We start from the raw sequence: 20521 nt of genomic DNA, 5'->3' as shown, positions 1-20521 counted from the left end.
GGGGTTACGCGTCGTCGAGCGATTTGTCCCGCGAGCCGCCGCCGGTGACGGGGGTGGGGGACTCGTCACGCCACGACGCCCACAGCGCTGCATACGCGCCGCCCGCTGCGACCAGCTCGTGGTGGGTGCCGATCTCGCTCACCAGGCCGTCCTCGACCACGGCGACGCGGTCGGCGTCGTGGGCCGTGTGCAGGCGGTGGGCGATGGCCACGACGGTGCGGCCCTGGACGACCGCCGCGAGCGACCGTTCGAGGTGCCGGGCGGCGCGCGGGTCGAGCAGCGACGTGGCCTCGTCGAGCACGAGCGTGTGCGGGTCGGCGAGGACGAGGCGCGCCAGGGCGAGCTGCTGCGACTGCGCCTCGTTGAGGGCGTGCCCACCACTGCCGACGACGGTGTCGAGGCCGTCGGGGAGGCCGGCGGCCCACCCGAGCGCGTCGACGGCGTCGAGCGCCTGCTCGAGGTCGTCCCGTGACGCGCCCGGGCGGGCGAGCAGCAGGTTGTCGGCGAGGGTTCCCACGAACACGTGGTGCTCCTGCGTCACGAGGGCCACCTCGCCGCGCAGCTCGGCGAGCTCGAGGTCGACCAGGGGCACGCCACCGACGTCGATGCGTCCCTCGCGGGGGCCGTCGACACCGGCCATCAGCCGGCCCAGGGTGGACTTGCCCGCGCCCGACGGCCCGACCACGGCCAGGCGCTCCCCGGGACGCAGCCCGAGGCTGACGCCGTGGAGCACGTCGTGGCCGGCGCGGTAGGCGTAGCGGACCTCGTCGACGGTCAGGTCGGAGCCGTCGGGGTGCTCGCCGGTCGCGCTGCGGTCCGGCGGGACCGACCCGACGCCGATGACTCGGGCCAGGGAGGTCGCGCCCACCTGGATCTCGTCGAGCCAGCTGAGGACCTCGTCCAGCGGGCCCACCATCTGGTGCACGTAGAGCGTGACCGCGGTCGCCGCGCCGGCCGTGATGGAGCCGTTGACCGCCAGCCAGCCACCCCAGAGCACCGCCGCCGCGGTCGGCACCGAGTAGCCGAAGACGACCGACGGGAACCACCGCAGGCGCAGGCCGAGGGTGTAGCGCTCGGCGCGGTAGCACTCGGCCAGCGCCTCGTGGAACCTGTTGCGCCGCACCGGGGCCAGCGACAGCGCGTCGATGGTGCGCGCCCCGTCGACCGTCTCCGCGACGACGCCGTTGAGCTCGGCGTAGGTCGCGCGCTCCCAGAGGTAGCCGTCGGCGGCGTAGCGCAGGTAGCGGCGAGTCGAGAACCAGTAGAACGGCAGCCCGGCAAGGATCGCGAGGCTCGCCAGCGGTGAGGTGAGCAACGAGGCGACGACGGTCATCGCGATCGTCATGCTCGCCACGAACAGCGACGGGATCCCGAACCGCACGACGTGCGACAGGGCCTCCACGTCGTTGGTCGTCCGGGCCACGAGGTCACCGGTGCCGGCGCGCTCGACCGTGGACAGCGGCAGGTTGACCGCGCGCGCCACGAACTGCTCACGCAGCTCGGCGAAGACGGTCTCGCCGAGGATGAACGACAGCCGGCGCGCAGCCCAGGTCAGCCCGGTCTGGGCCACGACCGCGACGGCGAGGCCGACGGCGAGGCGGTCGACGGCGCCGCGGGTGCCGTGCCCGCTGACCTCGTCGACGAGCCGGCCCACGAGCCACGGCCCGGCCAGCGCTGCGAGCGCCGCGAGCGCGTGCAGGCCGAGCACCTGGCCGAGCAGGCGGCCGTGGGTGCCCATCAGCTGGCGCGTGTGCGCCCAGACGGCACGCGAGTCCGCGACGGGAAGGGTCCGCCGGGTGGGGTCGGTGTTCACGTCTCGTCCTCCTCTGCGCGCAGTACGACGTGGCGGTAGCCGGGGTGGTGGTCGACGAGGTCGCGGTGCGTGCCCCGTGCGCTGACCAGGCCGTCCTCGAGCAGGACGACCTCGTCGGCCCGCCCGAGCAGGAGCGGGCTGACCGTGGTGACCACGGTGGTGCGCCCGCGACGGTGCTCGGCGAGCCGGTCGGCCACGCGCGCCTCGGTGTGCGCGTCGACCGCACTCGTGGGCTCGACCAGCACGAGGACCGGGGCATCGGTGAGCAGTGCCCGCGCCAGCGCGAGCCGCTGCCGCTGGCCACCGGAGTAGGAGCGCCCGCGCTCCTCCACGGTGCCGTCCAGGCCGCCGGGCAGGGCGTCGAGCACGTCGAGCGCGCTGGCTGTCTCCAGGGCCGCCAGCACCCGGGCGTCGGCGTCGGCGGAGCGGTCGACGTCGGCGTTGGTGCCGGCGCGGTCGTCACCACGCCGGCCGAGGAGCTGGTCGCGCAGGACCCCGGTGAACAGCCGCGGATCGGGCTCGCTGACGACGACGTGGCGGCGCACGTCCCGGATGGGCAGGTCGTCGAGCCGAGTGCCACCCCAGGTCGTCTGGTGCGGGCCGGGGCCGTGCCGCCCGAGGCGGTCGGCCACGGCGGCCGACTCCTCCGGCCGGGCCGACACCAGGGCGGTGAGGCGCCCACCGCGCACGACGGTCCCGGACAGCGGGTCGACGAGGTCGGCGTCCGCGTCGGGCAGCGGCGCCGTCGCGGGCCGTGCCTCGTCGTGGTCCGGCTGGACGGCCAGGACGCGCAGGATCTTGCCCGCGGCGATGTGCGCGCGGATGCCGCGGTCGACGACCTCGATGGCCGTCTGCAGCGGCATGGTGAGGAACGCGGTGTAGCCGTAGAACGCCACCAGCTGTCCCGCGCTCAGCCGTCCGTCGACTGCCTGCCGCGCGCCGAGCCAGGTGACGAGCACGACGAAGACGCCGGGCAGCAGCACCTGGGCCGAGTCGAGCGCGGCCTGGATGCCGGCCACGTGGACGCCGCGGTGACGCACGCGCTGCGACTGCTCCTCGTAGCGGCGCAGGAAGGTCTGCTCGCCGCCGATGCCGCGCAGCACCCGCAGCCCCGCGACGGTGTCGGCGCCCAGGGTCGTCAGGCGGCCGGCCTCCTCGCGCTGCAGGGCCTGGCGACGCTGCAGCGGGCGGACGATGAGCGTGAGCCCGGCGAGCATGACCGGGCCGCCACCGAGGACCAGCAGGCCCAGCGGCGGTGACGCGGCGAGCAGGATCGCGCCGACGACGATGTAGCTGACCACCGCCCCCGCCAGCCGACCCATCGCGTCGTACACACCGCCGAGCCGCATGATGTCGTTGGCGAACACGGTGACGACCTCGCCCGACGGCATGACGCGGGTCAGCGCCGGGCCCGAGCGCTCGACGCCGTCGGCGGCGAGCTGGGCGCCACGGTAGGACGCGTAGAGCCAGTTGTGGACGGCGAAGAAGTGGCGCGCCGCAGCGGTGCCGGCAGCCACAGCGCCGAGGCCGAGCAGCACGAGTGCCCAGCGCACCAGCCCGCCGACGTCACCGGGGACGATGCCCTCGTCGACGCCCCGGCCGAGCGCCGCGGGGATCAGCGCCAGCGACACCATCCACACCATCCCGGCGAGCATCCCCAGCACCTGGGTGCGCCACTGCTCCCGGGCGACCCACACCATGAAGCGCAGCGTGCTGCGGGTGTCGGGGCGGCCGGGGTCCGGGAACGGGATCTGGCGCATCAGGGATCCACGGTATGGCGCGGCCGCCCACCGCCGACACCGGTTTTCCCGCGGTGCGCCTCCGACGAGGACCCGGCCATGGCTGCCTACCATGACGGCGTGTCAGCTCCGGCGCCCACGCGCAAGGCCCGCCTGGAGGCCAAGTACGTGCGCCGCCGCATCGTCGCAGGCACGCTCGCGGTCGGCCTGCTGGGTGCCGCGTCGTTCGGGGTGAGCCAGCTGGCCGGGCTCCTCGGCGGCGACCGGGCGGAGGCAGCATCCACCTCGGCCAAGCCGGCGGCCGCGTCGCACACCACCGCGCCGGACCCCCACGCCGCCCCGCTCGTCAAGGCTCCGCGGCCGAGCCCGGCCACGCCGCAGGGCGCGCTGGGGTCGAACTCGGGTGAGACCGCCCTGGTCCGCACGATGCGCCTCACCGGCGACCTGACCCCCAAGTCGGTCGTGGCGTCGCCGAAGGGCGTCGTCGTGGCGCAGAACATGATGTACCGCCACACCGTCTCGGCGTTCCGCGCCGACGGCGCCCTGCTGGCGACCATCGACGACGCGGTCGACCTCGGGTCGTTCGGGATCAAGGGCCACCCCGGCACGACGAAGGGCGCGCCGGTGGAGGCGGCGTTCACGGCCGACGGCCGCCACGCCTGGGTGTCCAACTACTCGATGTTCGGCTCCGGCTACGGGCCCGAGGGGCTCGACAGCTGCACGGCCGGCGACGGCACCTCGACCAGCACCGTCTACCGCATCGACACCGGCACCTTCGCCATCGACCGCGTGGTCGAGGTGGGTGCCGTGCCCAAGTACGTCGCCGTCACCCCGGACGACAGGACCGTCCTGGTCACCAACTGGTGCAGCTGGGACCTGTCGGTCATCGACGTCGCGAGCAACCGACAGGTCGCGCGCATCCCGCTCGGCGGCCACTACCCGCGTGGCATCGTCGTCTCCCCGGACAGCCGCACCGCGTACATCGCGCTCATGGGCTCCGACCGCATCGTCACCGTCGACCTGCGCACCCGTCAGGTGCGGCCGTATGCCACCACGGGCGACGGCCCGCGCCACCTCGTCCTCAGCCCGGACGCGAGGTACCTGTACGTCACCAACAACGGGGCCGGCACGGTGAGCAAGCTGGACCGCGCCACCGGCCGCGTGCTGGCCACGACCCGCGTGGGCCAGCAGCCGCGCTCGCTGGCCATCGCGCGCGACGGGCAGGCCCTGTACTCGGTGAACTACGAGTCGTCGTCGGTGAGCAAGCTGCGCACCTCCGACCTGAAGGTGGTGCAGACCGTGCCCACCGACCAGCACCCCATCGGCATCACCTACGAGCCGACCCGCAAGGCGGTCTGGGTCGCCTGCTACGGCGGGAGCATCCTCGTCTTCGACGACTCGAGGCGTCCCGTAACCTGACGAGGTGCTGCGAACCGCCCTCAAGCCTCGCTGGCTGGGCCTGTTCGCCCTGCTGGTGCTCCTGGTCGTGACGTTCGTGCAGCTCGGGTTCTGGCAGCTCCACGTCGCCCAGGACAAGGGCCTCGCCGACGCCCTGCGCCACGCGCGCGACGCCCGGCCCACGGCCATCGACACCGTCGTGGGACCGCACCAGAAGTTCCCCAACCCGCAGTCCAACCGCGCGGTCACCGCCGTCGGCACGTATGCCGCGTCGGAGCAGTTCCTGGTCGGCCCGCGCCGCCTCGACGGCCGCACCGGCTGGTGGGTCGTCACGCCGATCGTGGTCGAGGAGACCGGGGCGCGGCTGGCAGTGGTGCGCGGGTTCGCGACCGACCCTGCCGCCGCGGCCGCCATCCCGGCGGGACGCATCGAGGTCGAGGGCAGCCTGGCGCCGGGGGAGTCGCCCACGCCGGCACCGTCGGGCTCGGCCGCCCGCGCCGGCGGCCTCGAGGTGCTCGGCTCGCTGGACCTGTCGATCCTGGTCAACCGGTGGCCGGGGGACCTCTACAACGCGTTCGTCTTTGCCCAGACCGAGCGCACGCCGACCGGCGCGGGGGTGCCGGCCACGGCGGGCCTGCAGCACGTCCCGCCGCCCGAGGTGACGGGCGGGCTGAAGTGGCGCAACGCGACCTACGCGCTGCAGTGGTGGGTCTTCGCCGGCTTCGCCGTGTTCATGTGGTTCAGGATGGTGCGCGATGATGCGCACCGGGAGCGAGAGGCCCGCGAGCAGCGCGAGCCGACCCGAGTCGAGGAGAGCACCGCGTGAGCGAAACCGTGGGTCAGGTCAAGGACGTCGAGGCGGCTGAGAAGGCGCTGAAGTTCTTCAAGGTGATGGCCTTCGTCGTCGGCATCGGGCTGCTGCTGCTCGTCCTCGAGATCGTGCTGCACTACCGCTTCAGCAACGACGCGCTGGCCTGGTGGCCGCAGCCGCACGGGTTCATCTACATGGTCTACCTCGTGGCGACGGCCAACCTGGGGTTCAAGATGGGCTGGTCGCTGGGACGCATGGTGCTGGTGATGCTCGCGGGCGTGGTGCCGTTCCTGTCGTTCTGGGCCGAGCGCAAGGTGGCCGCCGAGGTCGAGGGTCAGCTCGCCACGGCCCGCCGGTAGCCTTGCCACCGTGAGCGACACCCCTGCCGACAACACGACCGACCTCGTCGTCGATGGCGTCGCCGACCAGGCGACCGACATCACGCAGGCCCAGGACGACGACCGGGTCGAGGCACCCGAGGGCGACCGCGTGGAGGTGCCGGCGACCCCGCTGCAGGCCAAGCCGGTCCTCGTCGTCGACTTCGGCGCGCAGTACGCGCAGCTCATCGCCCGCCGCGTGCGCGAGGCCAACATCTACAGCGAGGTCGTCCCGCACACCATGGCCGTCGACGAGATGCTCGCCAAGGAGCCGGCCGCGATCGTGCTCTCCGGCGGCCCCTCGTCGGTCTACGCCGAGGGTGCCCCGTCGCTCGACCCGGCGGTGCTTGAGGCGGGCGTTCCCGTGTTCGGCATGTGCTACGGCTTCCAGGCCATGGCCCAGGCGCTCGGCGGCACCGTGGCCCACACCGGGCTCGGCGAGTACGGCTCGACGCCGGCCTCCGTCACCGACACGGTGTCCACGCTCTTCAACGGCCAGCCGGGCGACCAGTCGGTGTGGATGAGCCACGGTGACTCGGTCACCGAGGCGCCGTCCGGAATGCGGGTCACGGCCTCCACCGCGGGCGCGCCCGTGGCTGCGTTCGAGGACGACGAGCGCCACCTGTACGGCGTGCAGTGGCACCCCGAGGTCATGCACTCGACGTTCGGCCAGCGGGTGCTCGAGAACTTCCTCTACAAGGGCGCCGGCCTCTCCGGCGACTGGACCGCGGCGAACGTCGTCGACGAGCTCGTCGACGCGATCCGCGCCAAGGTCGGCGACTCCCGCGTGCTGTGCGCCCTGTCCGGCGGCGTCGACTCCTCGGTCGCGGCGGCCCTGGTGCAGAAGGCCGTCGGCGACCAGCTCACCTGTGTCTTCGTCGACCACGGCCTGCTGCGCAGTGGTGAGGCCGAGCAGGTGGAGAAGGAGTTCGTCGCGGCGACCGGCGTCGACCTCGTCGTCGTGGACGCTCGCGAGCAGTTCCTGGGCGCGCTCGCCGGGGTGTCCGACCCCGAGGAGAAGCGCAAGATCATCGGGCGCGAGTTCATCCGCGTCTTCGAGCAGGCTGCCCGTGATGTCGTCGGCTCACGCGGGGACTCCGACCACCCGGTGGAGTTCCTCGTCCAGGGCACGCTCTACCCCGACGTGGTGGAGTCCGGTGGCGGCACCGGCGCGGCCAACATCAAGAGCCACCACAACGTCGGCGGCCTCCCCGACGACCTGCAGTTCAAGCTCGTCGAGCCGCTGCGGTCGCTCTTCAAGGACGAGGTCCGCCAGGTCGGGCTCGAGCTCGGGGTGCCCGAGGCCATCGTGTGGCGCCAGCCGTTCCCGGGTCCCGGCCTCGGCATCCGGATCGTGGGGTCGGTGACTGCCGAACGGCTCGAGATCCTGCGGGCCGCCGACGCGATCGCCCGCCACGAGCTGTCGGCAGCCGGTCTCGACCGCGACATCTGGCAGTGCCCTGTGGTGCTGCTCGCCGACGTGCGCTCGGTGGGCGTCCAGGGCGACGGCCGCACCTACGGCCACCCCGTGGTCCTGCGCCCGGTGTCGTCCGAGGACGCCATGACCGCTGACTGGACCCGCGTCCCGTACGACGTGCTCGCCAAGATCTCCACGCGCATCACCAACGAGGTGCGCGAGGTCAACCGCGTCGTGCTCGACGTGACGAGCAAGCCCCCGGGCACCATCGAGTGGGAGTGACGACGGCGTGCGCCTGAGGGGTGACGCCCTCGCGGCGCTGGAGGACAAGGCGAGCCGTGCGGTCATGCGGCACGTCCTGATCGGGCCGCCCCTCAAGCTGTTCACCGGGCTGCACGTCGAGGGACGGTCGAACGTCCCCCGAGAAGGGGCGCTGATCGTCGCCTCCAACCACCTGTCGTTCATCGACTCGATCGTCATCCCGCTTGCCGCCAGGCGGCAGGTGCACTTCCTCGGCAAGGCCGAGTACTTCCAGGGCAGCGGTCTCCGCGGGGCCGCCGTGCGCTGGTTCCACTCGACCGCCGGCACGATCCCGGTGGACCGGTCCGACCCGCGTGCTGCTGCCGCCTCGCTGGAGCTCGCCGAGGAGGTGCTGCGGAGCGGGGAGGGGTTCGGGGTCTACCCCGAAGGCACCCGCTCGCCCGACGGTCGCCTCCACCGCGGCCGGACCGGCGTCGCCCGTATGGCTCTGAACACCGGCGCCACGCTCCTCCCGTGTGCGGTCACGGGTACGGACAAGGTGCAGCCCGCGGGGTCGAACGGGTTCCGTCCGGGCAAGGTGACGGTGCGGTTCGGTCGGCCGGTTGATGTGGCTGGGCTGGCTGTCCGCTACCAGAAGGCAGCGCTGCTCCGGGCGGTCACGGACGCGACCATGGACGCCATCGCGGAGTTGTCGGGACAGGAGCGGTCGGGGTTGTACGCCTCAGACGTCAAGGCCGCGCTCGAGTCGACGCAGCAGGACTAGCCGAGTCGAGCTACATCCGGCCCGTGCGGGTGCGCCCACACCGCCGCAAGAACCACATTTGGTCCTCTCACCATGACGACGTCAGTACTTGGTCCTTCAGTGAGCTGCTCTGGGCAGCACCGGCCCCCAAGCCCCTTGTGCCTCGTTCACGCCGGGGAGGACAGTTGATAAGTGATTTCGGTGCGAGGCCGTCCTCGTTGGGGGTGGTCGGGTGGCCGTAGGGGCCGTCGGTGGGTCGTGTTGGTGGCCGTTCTGGCTCTAGCGATGCCTGGTTGTGACCAGCATCGGCGATCGGGTCAGGCAACCTCATCGATCTCGGCTTCCGCTCGGGTTGCCGCGGCGGTCGAAGCCGACTTCAGCAGGTACGTCGGCGACAACGAGATCAGCGCCATCGTCGTGACGGTCGACGGCCGCCCACTCTTCGAGCGCTACTACGACACAACGGCCGAGGAGTCGCGAAGCGTCTTCGGGATCACTTCTTGCGTTATGGGCACCCTGATCGGTCAAGCGATAGGCGAAGGCCGCCTGCACCTAGAGGATCGGCTGTCGGACCTGCTGCCCAAGTACGCCACCCAGATGACACCACGGGTGGCCGGCGTGACCCTACGCCAGCTGTTGACGATGACCGGCGGCTTCCCCATCACCAACGATGTGAGCGCATACGCACAGATGGTCCGCTCGAAGGACTGGATCCGGTTCATCCTCGCCCATCAGGACGGGGTGCCCGGCAAAGAGTTCATCTACTCCGACTTTGCCGCGCACCTGCTGTCACCGATCCTGGAGCAGGCCACCGGCCAGCGCGTGCTGGAGTACGCCCGATCGCATCTGTTCGACCCCTTGGGCATACCAAGTAGGCCCGCCGTCCAGCCCGTCGCGACCGGCCGGTACGTGGGTGAGTTCAATCGTGCCCGCTTCGCCTGGCCAACGGACCCGCAAGGGTTCACGTTGGGCTTCACCCACCTGAAGATCACCCCCCGCGACATGGCCAAGCTCGGACAGTTGTATCTGCAACAAGGGCAATGGCGCGGCAAGCAGATCGTTCCCGCAGAGTGGATCCATCAGGCCACCATGGTCCAGGGTTCTGCCGCCCCCACGGGGTACGGCTACTTATGGTCCGTCCGCCTCACCGACGGAACACCCGCCTTCGACGCCAAGGCTCTGGGCGGTCAGATGATCCAAGTCATCCCCCAACGCCGCCTCGTGGTCGTCATCTCGAGCCGTGTCGACCTGACCACATACACATCCGATCTGAGCGCAGGAGACCTGCAACGGCTCGCCGTCACGATCTTTCGAGCGGTCGGGACCTCTACCCGCTCAGCCCGACCCCTGCCCACCACTAGATAGCGACGTGCCTAAGCCAAGCGCTGCAGGCTGAATTCGCCCTACCATCTGCGACCAGCTGACCTATACATGTCTTTCCAGTCCGCCAGTTTCGAGCGCTGCCCAGGCACGCTGACAGCCTGGAAACTTCCTCACGAGGGCCGTCGCGCTTCTCTTTGCTTCTGCTTGTCAACGGGCTTGCGCCGCACACCAACGATCGCGCAGGGAGCACGCAGGAGGTGAATGACGCGCTGGGGGACGGCTGCAGTTGCGTGCGCGGACAGCCGAGACTCAACTCGCCCGACACGTTGAAGACCGTGCGGTCCTACCGAAGGGGTTCGCCAACCTGACCAGCGTCATCGGCGTCCTCGGCGCACTCGGCAACGCCGGCATCCCCCCGGCGGCCGGTGACCTACCGGCCGCGGCTCGCACGGCGCTGAAGGCCTTTGCACCTTTACCGGAGTCGTCTCGTCGCGCCGATGGGCGTAGGCCGCCCCAGTTGCTTCACCCCGATATGTGGCGCGTCAGCGGTTGAGCACCTGGGGGTCCTGCGTGAGGTCGGTCGCGCAGGGCCCGACGCACAGGGGCAGCGACGCCTCTGCCTTTCCTGCGGGGGGAGGCGTCGCTCTGCCCCGGGCAGTGGGGACGTTCCCGTGCTGTCGAGGCAGAGCAAGGTCGAGCAGACCGAGCATCTGGTCGACGCCGCCCTATGGCTGGGTGAGACCCCCGGCCTTGACGAGGTACTGCACGTACGGAAGCGGTTCGGTTCCGGAGGGCGTCAGGATGGCTACTGAGACGTGCGCATCCCGGAAGACAGCCATGACCGTTTGGTATCCGAGCATCGAGCCGATGTGGCCCACTGCGTCTATGTTCCATCTGGCGAAATACCCGGCGCTGAAGTCAATGGTGCCGAGGCCGTATGGCGCGTCGTCGGGAAAGTCGGTCATCTGTTCAACGGATTTCCTGCGCAGGACGCGGGAACCGTACAAGTCGTATCCCCAATGTGCGACCGCCTCCGCATCTCCGGCTACAGCCCCAGCCGCGCCAACGACGGTGGCCAGGGCGCGGCAGGGAAGCCATGGTCCCGCGGTTGCGCAGCTCTTGATGTCGCTGCTCGCTGCTGGGTCCGGCGCTGCAGCGGCAAGTGGTGGAGGAAGACTGTGCGCGTCCTGGTAGGCGAGGCGGTCCAGGCCCAGCGGCCCCCACAGGTCAGTCTTGAACGCGTCGGCGAGCGTTCGACCGCTCGCCTTTTCGATGATGAGGCCCAAGAGGATGTAGTTCGTGTTGTCGTCGGCGAAGGTCTTGCCCGGAGGATCCTTCGCCGCCGGGACGTACTTCAGGTACTTCTGGGTCGTCCACCGGGCGTCGCGGTCACCCAGTGGCGCATCCACGGATGCTGCGACACCGCTGCGCTGTGCCAGCAACTGTCGGACCGTGACACCGTTCGACACCTGGGGGAGGTCGATGTACGCCGAGGCGGATCGGTCCAGATCGATCTTGCCCCGCTCGGCGAGCAGCATTACCTCGGCCGCCGTGAACGTCTTGGTGATGTTGCCCAGCGCGAGTCCGGATCCAGGTACCAGCGCGACCCCACGCGCATCGACCCCTGCCGCACCGCCCCACACCCCTTGAGGGGTGGCAACTGCGGCAGTCACCCCTTTCAGCAGCCCCGTCGCCACCCACCGGTTGATCTCGTGTTGCAACTTGGTGATCCGGTCAGCCGGGAGCGCCGATGTCGGAAGCTGCGACCAGACCGCGCCGGTCGCCGCCGTTGAGGTGGTAGGGGTGCCCGTGACGCTGCCAGCGCCATGCCCCGGGGAGCAGGCCATCAGCAGCCATGACAGCCCGACGACCGCGCCGGCGCGACCCCATGACCTCATGCCGGGACCTCATGAGCGGGTCGCCCGGACACGGGGTAGCTCGGGCACACCACTCTCAGGCACTGGCGTGGGCGCCAAGGCGTCCGAAGGTTCGGGGCCATGTCGCGCTCTTCGTTATGCATCTCGTACCAGCCGTCGTGGCCATCTTCCGCTACAGCGAGCGCAACCGCGCCGCCGCTCTTCCTGTCCGTCCGGGCAGCGCCCCCGGGCGGCCCATCCAGTCTTCACCCCTCAATCTCAGAACCATCAAGCACTTCGACTGTCCTCCGAGCCGCGCCGACGGGCCTCCGTCCAATGGCGTAATGGGAACACCGCGGCCGGGGGGCGAGGAGGCGATCAAGGCTTGGCCGCCTGCAAGAGCCAGGCGTTGCAGGCCCGGTATACGGGACTGGCGCACTCCGAGATCCTTCTCAAACCCAGCCCCTGCCGGCGAGACGCTCCAATGGGCCCTCAGCGGTCGGTGGATCCTCAACCGACAGCGCGCCGACTCCAGCGGAATGAATACCCCCGGAGGCGGCGGCCCGGGCCCGGACGGCGGCGGCGGGTAACCCGCCGCGCGGCCGCAGCAGGTAGGACAACAATAGAGCGGCGAACGATCCTTGGCGGTGCACGGAAGCGCGATCAGACCTGCACACCGTCATTGCTGACACCTCATGTCACTCACTGCAGGGGGATACTGGCGGTGAACGGGCCCGCGCCCCGGCCCGCCCGGAAGGTAGCGCCCCATGTGGATTTGGTTCTGGATCATCGCAGGAGCGCTACTCGTGGTCCTACTGACTTGGGCCGCGCTCTGGGATCGGCGACACACCCTCGATCGTGACAGGCTGCCCGATCACACGAATGACCCGCCAACGCCCAAGAACGAAGGATGGTAGCTCCGCCATCACGGCCCATAACCGCCTCGCCCGCCGCGTCTTGACACAGGAGGGAGCCACGAGTGGTCGGCCGATCCGCCCTGCTGGCGCACGGCGGGAAGCGTTAGATCTGGCCTCAGGGCGACGAACTATCTGGGACGTCGTGTAGGTCCTGCGTCGCAACATGATGACCCTTGGCATCCCGGCGACCCGATGGGACGATACGGGGAGAGTGGTTGCATGCGCGGCCGGAAGGACCATCGCTATGTGGTTCGGGATCATCGCGGGCATCTTCGTGGTCTTGCTTGTGATTGGCGCTTGGTTGTGGGATCGGGGCCACGGCACGAGCGGAACCAGAATAGAAATCGCTGACCGGCGCCCGGACGCAGATCGACCCGGCGTCGGGTGATTGGGCCAGGAGTCCTATTGCCGAACACTTGCGCCACGGCAACAGGGCCACGCCTGGTATGGCCGCTCGGGCGCTGGTGCTGGCTTCCAAGAAGGGCCCTGAGGTTTGCAGGCCGCTCAGATTGAGGGTCGAGACCTCAGGTCTATGAGAAAGGGAGGGCACAGGAGACCCGCTTCGGCGGCGGCTTGTCGGGTGCGTCATTCTGTCGCGAGCCGGGCGGGTGGCACCCGCCGCCTCGTGCTGAGGACACTCCCACATCGCGACCGAGAAGTGTTCGCGGTGATCATCGGTCGGCCCAGCTGCCAAAGCCGTGGTCCCCGGTGCCGGCGGGCTCGCTGCAGGCTATGTCATGAAGTCCTTGAGCCACGCCGGTTGGACGACGGCAAGCGTGATGAGTGCGCAGTCGATCGCCAGCCCCAGCATCAACCGCGCGTCCCAGTACGCGACGATCAGGACAAGCGAGATGGCTCCCGCGAGGACAGCCAGCACCGGCCACGCTGTTGCCAGCCCCGGTGCGCCCCACACGGCCAGAGCCAGCGCTGCGGACGCCACGATCGTGGCCGCAATGAGCACCCTCGCGACAGGTTGGCGCGCCGCCTCGGGTACCAACCACGACCCCTGCGTCGAGAACTCAGACACATCTGGGACCAGATACAGCGTGTGCACCAAGCCGTGGGCCAGGAGCAGGATTCCCGCAACGATCCGCACTGCGACCATCGTTGACCCTTCATCCCATTCGCTAAGTCCGGTTCACTATCCATCTGACCCGAGGTTCGCCGCGCTTATCAGGGTCAAAGGGCCCAGTGAGGGCGCAGGAGGATGGCTGCATCGACTCCGGCTCATCCCACGTTGGTATTGGGGGCCTCGCACGAGGGCACCGCAAACCGAGGTGCGAGCTCGGTTCGGATCTCCACGTGGCGCGCCAGGAAGGCCCGCTCGTCCATCCGCTTCCTTCGAAGCCAGCTGGTGACCTCGGTGTTGCACTTGCTCGCGTTGCACGAGCGACAGGCCGGCACCACGTTGTCGAGCGTGTACCGACCACCACGAGATATCGGCAGGACGCAGTCACGCTGAAGCGGCTCACCGGTGGCGCCGCAGTAGGCGCATCCTCCCCACTGAGCCTGCAGCATCGTCCACTGGGCCTCGGTCAGATCGTGGCTGACAAGGCTCATGCGGCGCGTCCGCCTACGGGCCGCCCGAGCCTTGCGAGTTCTGCTCACCGTCACCTCGCCAGAGTAGGCATCAAGGGGCTGAATCCCCCGTTACGCATTCCCTGCAGGACGCACGTCGTGGCAGATCGAGTGCGTCACATCGGCTCCCTTCTGTTGTCAACTGGTCGGGTCGAGTTGTCTCTTCCGTGCGCTGACGGTGCGGCGTAGCGTCGTCGGTGCGGGTCCGGGAAGTGGCTGATCCGAAGTGTCGACGAGCGGGGGTAGGTCGACCGCGCTGGATTCTTGAGTCGCCCCGCAGTGCCCTCCCGGACCCGTGCAAGCCGTTGGCTGGGCGTCGGCGAGTAGCTGTCGATAGATAGGGAGATCCTTCGCTTGAGGCACCGGATCGCTTCGAGGGGCTTCTTGCCCTCGGCTCGTTTGCGTCGGTAGTACGCGCGGCCGTCGGTGTCGAGGCGGATCTGGCTGATCGCGGCGATGTGGATCATGTGGTTCATCCGCCGGTTCCCGGCCCGGGATAGGCGGTGCCGGTTCTGCTCACCGGAAGACGCGTCCAGTGGCGCGGTGCCGGTCCAGGACGCGAACCGGTTGCGGTCAGCGAACCGGGTGACGTCGCCGACGTCGGCCAGGACCCGGGCGGCCACGACCGGGCCGACGCCGGGCAGGTCCATCAGGTGTGAGCCGCGGGCGAGAACGATCGCCTTCAGTTCGGCGGTCGATTTCTTGATCTTGGTCTCGACCGCGACTAGCTCGGCCAGCTCCTCCGCGGCGATCCGGCGTCGAGTCTTCCCGGCGATGTCACGCGGTCGGACCGAGGCGAGCATCGTCTTGGCCTGGCCGGTGGTGATGTCCTTCTTCGCCTGTCCTGGAAGGAGTTCGGCCAACAACGCCTGCAGTCGGTCGACGGTCTGGACCCGGCGCCGGGTCAGCGATTCGCGGCGGTCGACCAGCATCCGCAGCGCCTCGAGCTCCCCGTCGAGCGCCAGCACTCTCAACGTCTTCGTGCGGACCGCGACGGCCGCGATCGAGTGAGCGTCACGGGCGTCGGTCTTGCGGTTGTGGCCGGTGTCGAACAACCGGACCCGGGCGGCGAGCTTGGCGGGGACATCGACGACCTGTTCGCCGTCTTCGAGCAGTCGTTGCGCCAGCGGTCGGCCGGCACCGTTGCTGCCCTCCACCGCCCACACCCGATCAGGCCAGCCGGCGACGTATGTGCGCATCGCGTCGTAGCCGGCCCGGTCGGTGGTGAACCGCCCCGAACCCAGTAGCCGTTCGTGGTGGTCGACGACCTCGATGGTGGCCGACAGCTTGTGGGGATCGACCCCGATGATCACGTGCTCCGTGTGTTGCAAGTGCTGCTCCCGCCTGTGCGCGTTCCCGTGGTGGACGGCGAGGTGGGCATTGCTACTACGAGCAGGGCAGTCCCTTCTTGAGCCACGCCTCGTCACGGTGACCGGCGGGCCGCAAACCGATAGTGAGCCACACCAGTCCAGCCGGTGGGCAGCCGCATGAAGAGCTTCCCGCCGATCACCTGGACCGAGTCTGGCCAGACACCGGCCCTAGGGAATCGTCTAGTAGCCGCCTGAGGGCGACGGCTGTTGGCTGGACGAACTGTCGGCTTCGGAACCAGTCGTGCCGACTACTTAGTCTCGGGTCCGAAGCCGGTCATGCGGATCAGCTTGGCCGGTACACCGCCGACGATCGCTCCGGCCGCGACATCCTTGGTGACGACGGCCCCGGCGCCGACGATGGCACCGTCGCCGATGGTCACGCCCGGCACGACTGTCACTGCGGCGCCGAGCCAGACCCGACGGCCGATGACGATGGGAGCTGGCGTCATGTCGGCGCGCTGGCCCGGGTCGACGCTGTGGTTCAGCGTCGTGAGCGTGCTGCCGTGGCCGATGAGGCTGCCGTCGCCGATCGTGATGCCGCCAGTGTCCTGAAAGCGGCAGCCCATGTTGATGAAGACGTCCTTGCCGAGGGTGAGGTTCTTTCCGAACTCGCTGTAGAACGGCGGGAACACGGTCACCGACTCGTCCACCGGCTTGCCGGTGAGCTCTGCCAACAGGAGCCGGACCTCGTCCGGGGTGCGGTAGGCGCCATTCAGCTCGGCCAGGATGCGCAGCGCGTCCTGGGAGGCGGCGTGCATGAACCGGTGGGCAGCCGAGCCGCCCTCGATGAGCGCGCCGCTGTTGACGTGCTCGAGGAACTCGTGCAGCTCCATGGTCAGGCTCCTGTCAGTTGTGGGAGAAGGGTGGTCAGAGCGTCGCGGTGTCAATGACGAACCGGTAGCGCACGTCGGAGGCGAGCACGCGCTCATACGCCTCGTTGATCTCGTCGGCAGCGATGACCTCGATCTCCGCCCCGATCCGGTGCTCGGCGCAGAAGTCGAGCATCTCCTGGGTCAGGGCGATGCCGCCGATCATCGAGCCGGCGAACGAGCGACGCCCGCCGATGAGCGAGAACACGTTGACGCTCAACGGGTCTGCGGGCGCACCGACGTTGACCAGCGTGCCGTCGACGGCGAGAAGGCCGAGGTAGGCGTCGAGGTCGATGGATGCGCTGACCGTGTTGACGATGAGGTCGAACTGGCCGGCCAGCTGCTCGAAGGTCGACCGGTCGGAGGTGGCGAAGTAGTGGTCCGCGCCGAGGCGCAGCCCGTCCTCCTGCTTCTTCAGCGACTGCGAGAGCACCGTGACCTCCGCGCCGAGGGCGTGGGCGATCTTCACGCCCATGTGGCCCAGGCCGCCGAGGCCCACGATCGCCACCTTTGTCCCGGGGCCGGCCTTCCAGTGACGCAGCGGGGCGTAGGTGGTGATGCCGGCGCACAGCAGCGGAGCGGCGGCAGCCGGGTCGAGGCCCTCGGGCACGCTCAGGACGAAGTCGGCGTCGACGACGACGTGGGTCGAGTACCCGCCCTGGGTGGTGGTCCCGTCCCGATCGGTCGCGGCGTACGTGCCGACCATGCCCTCGAGGCAGTACTGCTCGTCGCCGCGCGTGCAGCTGGCGCACTCGCCGCACGAGTTGACCATGCAGCCGACACCGACGCGGTCGCCGACCTGGTGGCGGGTGACGTCGGCGCCGACCTCGGTGACGAGGCCGACGACCTCGTGGCCCGGCACGACGGGGAAGGGCTGCGGGCCCCAGTCTCCGTTGACGGTGTGGATGTCGGAGTGGCAGATGCCGGCGTACTCGATCTGGATGAGGACGTCGTTCGCGCCGACCTCACGGCGCTCGATGGTGGTGGGGGCCAGGGGCTGGCCGGCGGACGGTGCTGCATAGGCGTTGACGCGCAAGGGGTTTCCTTTGTGAAGAGTGGTACGGGTGAAAGGGAGGGAGGGTGGGGCTCAGGCGCCGTACTCGGCGTCGGTGACGTGGTCGAGCCAGGTCACGACCTGGCCCTGGTCGTCGGCCTCCTGGATGGCGACGTGCGCCATGAACCGGTCGGCGGTGGCACCGTGCCAGTGCTCCTCGTTCGGCTCGATGTAGACGACGTCGCCGGGACGGATCTCCTGCGGCTCGCCGCCGCGTCGCGCGACGTACCCGATGCCGTCGGTGACATAGAGGGTCTGCCCCTTCGGGTGGCTGTGCCACGCGGTCCGCGCGCCCGGCGTGAACCGGACGTGCGCGCAGCCCACGGTCGACTGCTCGTCGGGGTTGCGTATGCCGTCGATGAAGACGGTGCCGGTGAACCAGTCCGCGGGGCCGGTGGCGCTCTGGCCACCGCTCTTCGTGAACTTCATGGTGGGCTCCTTCGTGGTGCGACGAATGGTCGAAGGCATGCTCGCGCAGCCCGGACCTCGTCCTGGGTAGTGCATGGATGGGTACAGCGCGGGCGCCGGTCGGCGCCCGGGTGCGGCTAGGGCTTACCTGTCCGCTTGAGCTCGTCGGCGAGCGTCCGGGCCTCACCAGAGATGAGCTCGGCGCGGGCGTCGTCACCTGCGGCGACGGCGCTCCAGTAGTCGATCTTCAGCGCGACATACCGCTGTCGCAGGACCAGTTGCTCCGCCTCGCAAACGAGGCGGCGCTGCTGGTGGGTGAGCAGCTCAACCTGCTCACCGGCGGCGGCCGGGCCGACACGGCCGTTCTCGACGTACTGGCGCATGTCGCTCACGGACATGCCAGTCGCAGCGAGGCAGGCGACCCACATGATCTGGTCGAGGTCCTCCTCGTCGTAGACGCGGTGACCGCTGGTCGCGCCCCGACCCACCGGGGCGATGACGCCGATGGACTCGTAGTAGCGCAGCGTGCTGGCCGGCAGCCCCGTCAGGGCCGCGGCCTCCTTGATCGTGTACTCGCGCCGGGCGACCAGAGAACTCATGTCAACCACGCTAGGAACTTCAAGTACTTGAAGTCAAAGCCTCTTCCGAGGGGAGAGCGCACTTCGCCAAACACCTCATCAGCGCCCCCGCAAGAGGTGCGTCACTTAGCCGCGAGCCGATCAACGAGTCTTCAGGACCTCGAATAGGGACGGCCTGAGCCCACCCGTCTCCGTCTTCCGGAGTGGCCAGCCCACCACGCCGGTTCGCGCATCGACCGGCGTATCGACCGCTCCGGCATCGTCCCCTTGGGGTCGCGCAGCGGCCATCTCATGAGCCGGGCTTCCGGGACCGATTGCGGGGACGCAGCGATGCTCAACAGGACGGCTCCGGCGTCGAGGTGTCGGAGAGCGTGCAGGCGCTGATGTCCCCCCGCTCCAGCCCCGGACTCAGCTGTTGTCGAGTTGTTGGGCGAACATCACCAAGATGCCGCTGGGTCCGCGGAGATAGGTGAGCTTGTAGACGTCCTCGTAAGTCGCGACCCCACGGAGCGGGTGGCAACCGTGCCGCGCGGCGATCGCCACCGCCTCGTCGACGTCGTCCACCGTGAACGCGACGCGGTGCATCCCGATCTCGTGGGGTCGGGTGGGTTCCGTCGGGATGGCGTCGGGGTGGATGTACTCGAAGAGCTCAAGGCAGTTGTTGCCGTCCGGCGTCTGGAGCACAGCGATCTTCGCGTGGTTGCCGTCCAGCCCGACGGCGGTGTCGGCGCACTCGCCACTGACGGTGTCGCGGCCGAGGACGCTCAAGCCCAGGTCGGTGAAGAAGGCGATGGTCTCGTCGAGATCGCGCACAGCGATGCCGACGTTCTCGAACTTGATGGGCATGGTTTCTCCTTGAGGTGTTTGGTGCGGACTGGGCACGGCTTGGTAGCGCCCGAAGTGGACGGTTCAGTCGCCTGGGGTTAGCAGGACCAAGGGGATCTGGCGGTCTGTCTTGCGCGCGTAGTCGTCATACAGCGGGAAGATGCGCGCCATCATCGGCCACAGGGTGTCGCGCTCCGCGTCGGTCGCGACGCGGGCGCGGGCAGTGAACCGCTCAAGCGTCCCGATGTCGAAGCTCGAGCGCGTCGCCGATGCTGCCGAGGGCCGCGAAGACGTCGTCGGACCAGGAGTCCTCCAGTAGCAGCATCGACTCTCCACCCATGAAGCCCAGGCCGATCAGTGTCGCGACGGTGCGTGGCGTGAACGGGCCGAGGTCCCCGAGCTCGTCGGCTGCTTCGATGACCACCTGCTCGAGGAGCTCGAACCAGGAGCGGAGCAACCGGGTGACCTTGGCGCCGATCGCTTTGTCGCTCCAGCCGGCCGCGATCATCTCCTGCAGCATCCGCACGTAGCCGGAGGCGAGGTCGTCCCTGAGGAAGTCGCAGGCCTGCACATATCGCAGGTGCAGCGGGACGTCCGCGCCGTACATCGTCTGCTGGCGTTGAAGCAGCTGAGCGTTCTCCTGGGCGAGCAGGGCAAGGATCAGGCCTTGCCGACCGCCAAAGTGGTAATGGATCTGGCTCAACGGCACGCCCGCCCGCTCGGCGACCCTTCGCGTGGAGAGGTTGGCGTGTCCGTCGGCGAGCAGGCATTCCCTTGCCGCGGCGATGAGCTTGTCGCGGGTGTCGGCGGCCATGGACGGCTCCTCCAAGGTCTTGTCGGTCGGTCGACCGAATGCTAGCCTACCTTGATTCGGTCGATCGACCGAATCAAGGTAGGAGCACACAAGGAGGACGCCATGCCGCTGATCGAGGTCAATGTCATCGAGAACGTGTTCACGCCGGAACAGAAGCGGCAGATCATCACCCGACTCACCGACGCCATGGTCGAGGTCGAGGGCGAGAACATGCGCCCGGTCACCTGGTGTGTCGTCCGTGAGGTGGCCAGCGGGGACTGGGGCATCGCCGGCAACCCCCTGACCACTGCTGACGTGCGCGCCCTGGCGGCCGGCGCCCCCGCCACCGTCTGACGCCTCTGGACGATGACTGCCGGACCCGCCGGGAGGGA

At 69.4% G+C, this 20521-nt stretch carries 19 protein-coding genes and 1 pseudogene; 7 read left to right on the top strand and 13 right to left on the bottom strand.

Going from position 1 to position 20521, the window contains the following annotated elements; all coding sequences use genetic code 11:
- Positions 1-4: 4 nt before the first annotated feature.
- Positions 5-1738 carry an ABC transporter ATP-binding protein gene (locus AB4Z02_RS11050; RefSeq protein WP_441970986.1) on the bottom strand — a complete coding sequence of 578 codons (1734 nt, stop codon included), beginning with the start codon at positions 1736-1738 and terminating at the stop codon, positions 5-7.
- 71 nt (positions 1739-1809) lie between these two features.
- On the bottom strand, positions 1810-3573 hold the full coding sequence (locus AB4Z02_RS11045) for an ABC transporter transmembrane domain-containing protein (protein WP_441970972.1): 1764 nt from the start codon (positions 3571-3573) through the stop codon (positions 1810-1812).
- A 78-nt stretch (positions 3574-3651) separates the two neighbouring features.
- Here AB4Z02_RS11045 and AB4Z02_RS11040 point away from each other — a divergent pair, with 78 nt between their 5' ends.
- From AB4Z02_RS11040 to AB4Z02_RS11015, 6 genes are all read left to right on the top strand, one after another.
- Positions 3652-4971: a YncE family protein gene (locus AB4Z02_RS11040; RefSeq protein WP_441970970.1), complete on the top strand. Its 1320-nt coding sequence runs from the start codon at positions 3652-3654 to the stop codon at positions 4969-4971.
- 4 nt (positions 4972-4975) lie between these two features.
- On the top strand, positions 4976-5776 hold the full coding sequence (locus tag AB4Z02_RS11035; RefSeq protein ID WP_056882353.1) for an SURF1 family protein: 801 nt from the start codon (positions 4976-4978) through the stop codon (positions 5774-5776).
- On the top strand, positions 5773-6120 hold the full coding sequence (locus AB4Z02_RS11030) for a DUF3817 domain-containing protein (protein ID WP_441970969.1): 348 nt from the start codon (positions 5773-5775) through the stop codon (positions 6118-6120). The genes AB4Z02_RS11035 and AB4Z02_RS11030 overlap by 4 nt, the downstream gene beginning before the upstream one ends.
- 136 nt (positions 6121-6256) lie before the next feature.
- A complete protein-coding gene (guaA, locus tag AB4Z02_RS11025; protein ID WP_304437969.1) occupies positions 6257-7837 on the top strand; it encodes a glutamine-hydrolyzing GMP synthase in 1581 nt (526 codons plus the stop codon).
- A gap of 7 nt (positions 7838-7844) precedes the next feature.
- A complete protein-coding gene (locus AB4Z02_RS11020) occupies positions 7845-8579 on the top strand; it encodes a lysophospholipid acyltransferase family protein (protein WP_441970967.1) in 735 nt (244 codons plus the stop codon).
- Between the two features lie 243 nt (positions 8580-8822).
- Positions 8823-9923, top strand: coding sequence for a serine hydrolase domain-containing protein (locus AB4Z02_RS11015; protein ID WP_441970965.1), 1101 nt, complete (start codon positions 8823-8825; stop codon positions 9921-9923).
- Positions 9924-10606: 683 nt separating this feature from the next.
- On the opposite strand, the gene AB4Z02_RS11010 is transcribed toward AB4Z02_RS11015, so the two are convergent.
- The 11 genes and pseudogenes from AB4Z02_RS11010 to AB4Z02_RS10960 form a co-directional block, all read right to left on the bottom strand.
- Entirely contained in the window at positions 10607-11779 is a 1173-nt protein-coding gene (locus tag AB4Z02_RS11010) for a serine hydrolase domain-containing protein (protein ID WP_441970964.1), read from the bottom strand.
- Between the two features lie 1605 nt (positions 11780-13384).
- A complete protein-coding gene (locus tag AB4Z02_RS11005; protein ID WP_441970962.1) occupies positions 13385-13759 on the bottom strand; it encodes a hypothetical protein in 375 nt (124 codons plus the stop codon).
- A 122-nt stretch (positions 13760-13881) separates the two neighbouring features.
- Positions 13882-14214, bottom strand: coding sequence for an HNH endonuclease (locus AB4Z02_RS11000; protein ID WP_441970960.1), 333 nt, complete (start codon positions 14212-14214; stop codon positions 13882-13884).
- Positions 14215-14370: 156 nt separating this feature from the next.
- Positions 14371-15563, bottom strand: a pseudogene (locus AB4Z02_RS10995) (IS110 family transposase).
- A gap of 287 nt (positions 15564-15850) precedes the next feature.
- On the bottom strand, positions 15851-16435 hold the full coding sequence (locus AB4Z02_RS10990; protein ID WP_441970958.1) for a DapH/DapD/GlmU-related protein: 585 nt from the start codon (positions 16433-16435) through the stop codon (positions 15851-15853).
- Between the two features lie 34 nt (positions 16436-16469).
- On the bottom strand, positions 16470-17507 hold the full coding sequence (locus AB4Z02_RS10985; protein ID WP_441970956.1) for an NAD(P)-dependent alcohol dehydrogenase: 1038 nt from the start codon (positions 17505-17507) through the stop codon (positions 16470-16472).
- A 51-nt stretch (positions 17508-17558) separates the two neighbouring features.
- Positions 17559-17954: a (R)-mandelonitrile lyase gene (locus AB4Z02_RS10980; RefSeq protein WP_441970954.1), complete on the bottom strand. Its 396-nt coding sequence runs from the start codon at positions 17952-17954 to the stop codon at positions 17559-17561.
- A gap of 116 nt (positions 17955-18070) precedes the next feature.
- Positions 18071-18532, bottom strand: a complete 462-nt coding sequence (locus AB4Z02_RS10975; RefSeq protein WP_441970952.1) for a MerR family transcriptional regulator — start codon at positions 18530-18532, stop codon at positions 18071-18073.
- 387 nt (positions 18533-18919) lie between these two features.
- Positions 18920-19357, bottom strand: coding sequence for a VOC family protein (locus AB4Z02_RS10970; RefSeq protein ID WP_441970951.1), 438 nt, complete (start codon positions 19355-19357; stop codon positions 18920-18922).
- A gap of 63 nt (positions 19358-19420) precedes the next feature.
- Positions 19421-19672, bottom strand: coding sequence for a nitroreductase/quinone reductase family protein (locus tag AB4Z02_RS10965; RefSeq protein WP_441970950.1), 252 nt, complete (start codon positions 19670-19672; stop codon positions 19421-19423).
- On the bottom strand, positions 19569-20150 hold the full coding sequence (locus AB4Z02_RS10960; protein ID WP_441970948.1) for a TetR/AcrR family transcriptional regulator: 582 nt from the start codon (positions 20148-20150) through the stop codon (positions 19569-19571). The genes AB4Z02_RS10965 and AB4Z02_RS10960 overlap by 104 nt, the downstream gene beginning before the upstream one ends.
- Before the next feature lie 102 nt (positions 20151-20252).
- On the opposite strand from AB4Z02_RS10960, the gene AB4Z02_RS10955 reads away from it, so the two are divergent.
- On the top strand, positions 20253-20483 hold the full coding sequence (locus AB4Z02_RS10955; RefSeq protein WP_056882364.1) for a tautomerase family protein: 231 nt from the start codon (positions 20253-20255) through the stop codon (positions 20481-20483).
- Positions 20484-20521 lie beyond the last annotated feature (38 nt).

Source organism: Pedococcus sp. 2YAF34, assembly GCF_052114585.1.
Taxonomy (GTDB): domain Bacteria; phylum Actinomycetota; class Actinomycetes; order Actinomycetales; family Dermatophilaceae; genus Pedococcus.
The sequence above is the reverse complement of the archived record's forward strand: the minus strand, read 5'-3'. Positions and strand labels throughout refer to the sequence as shown.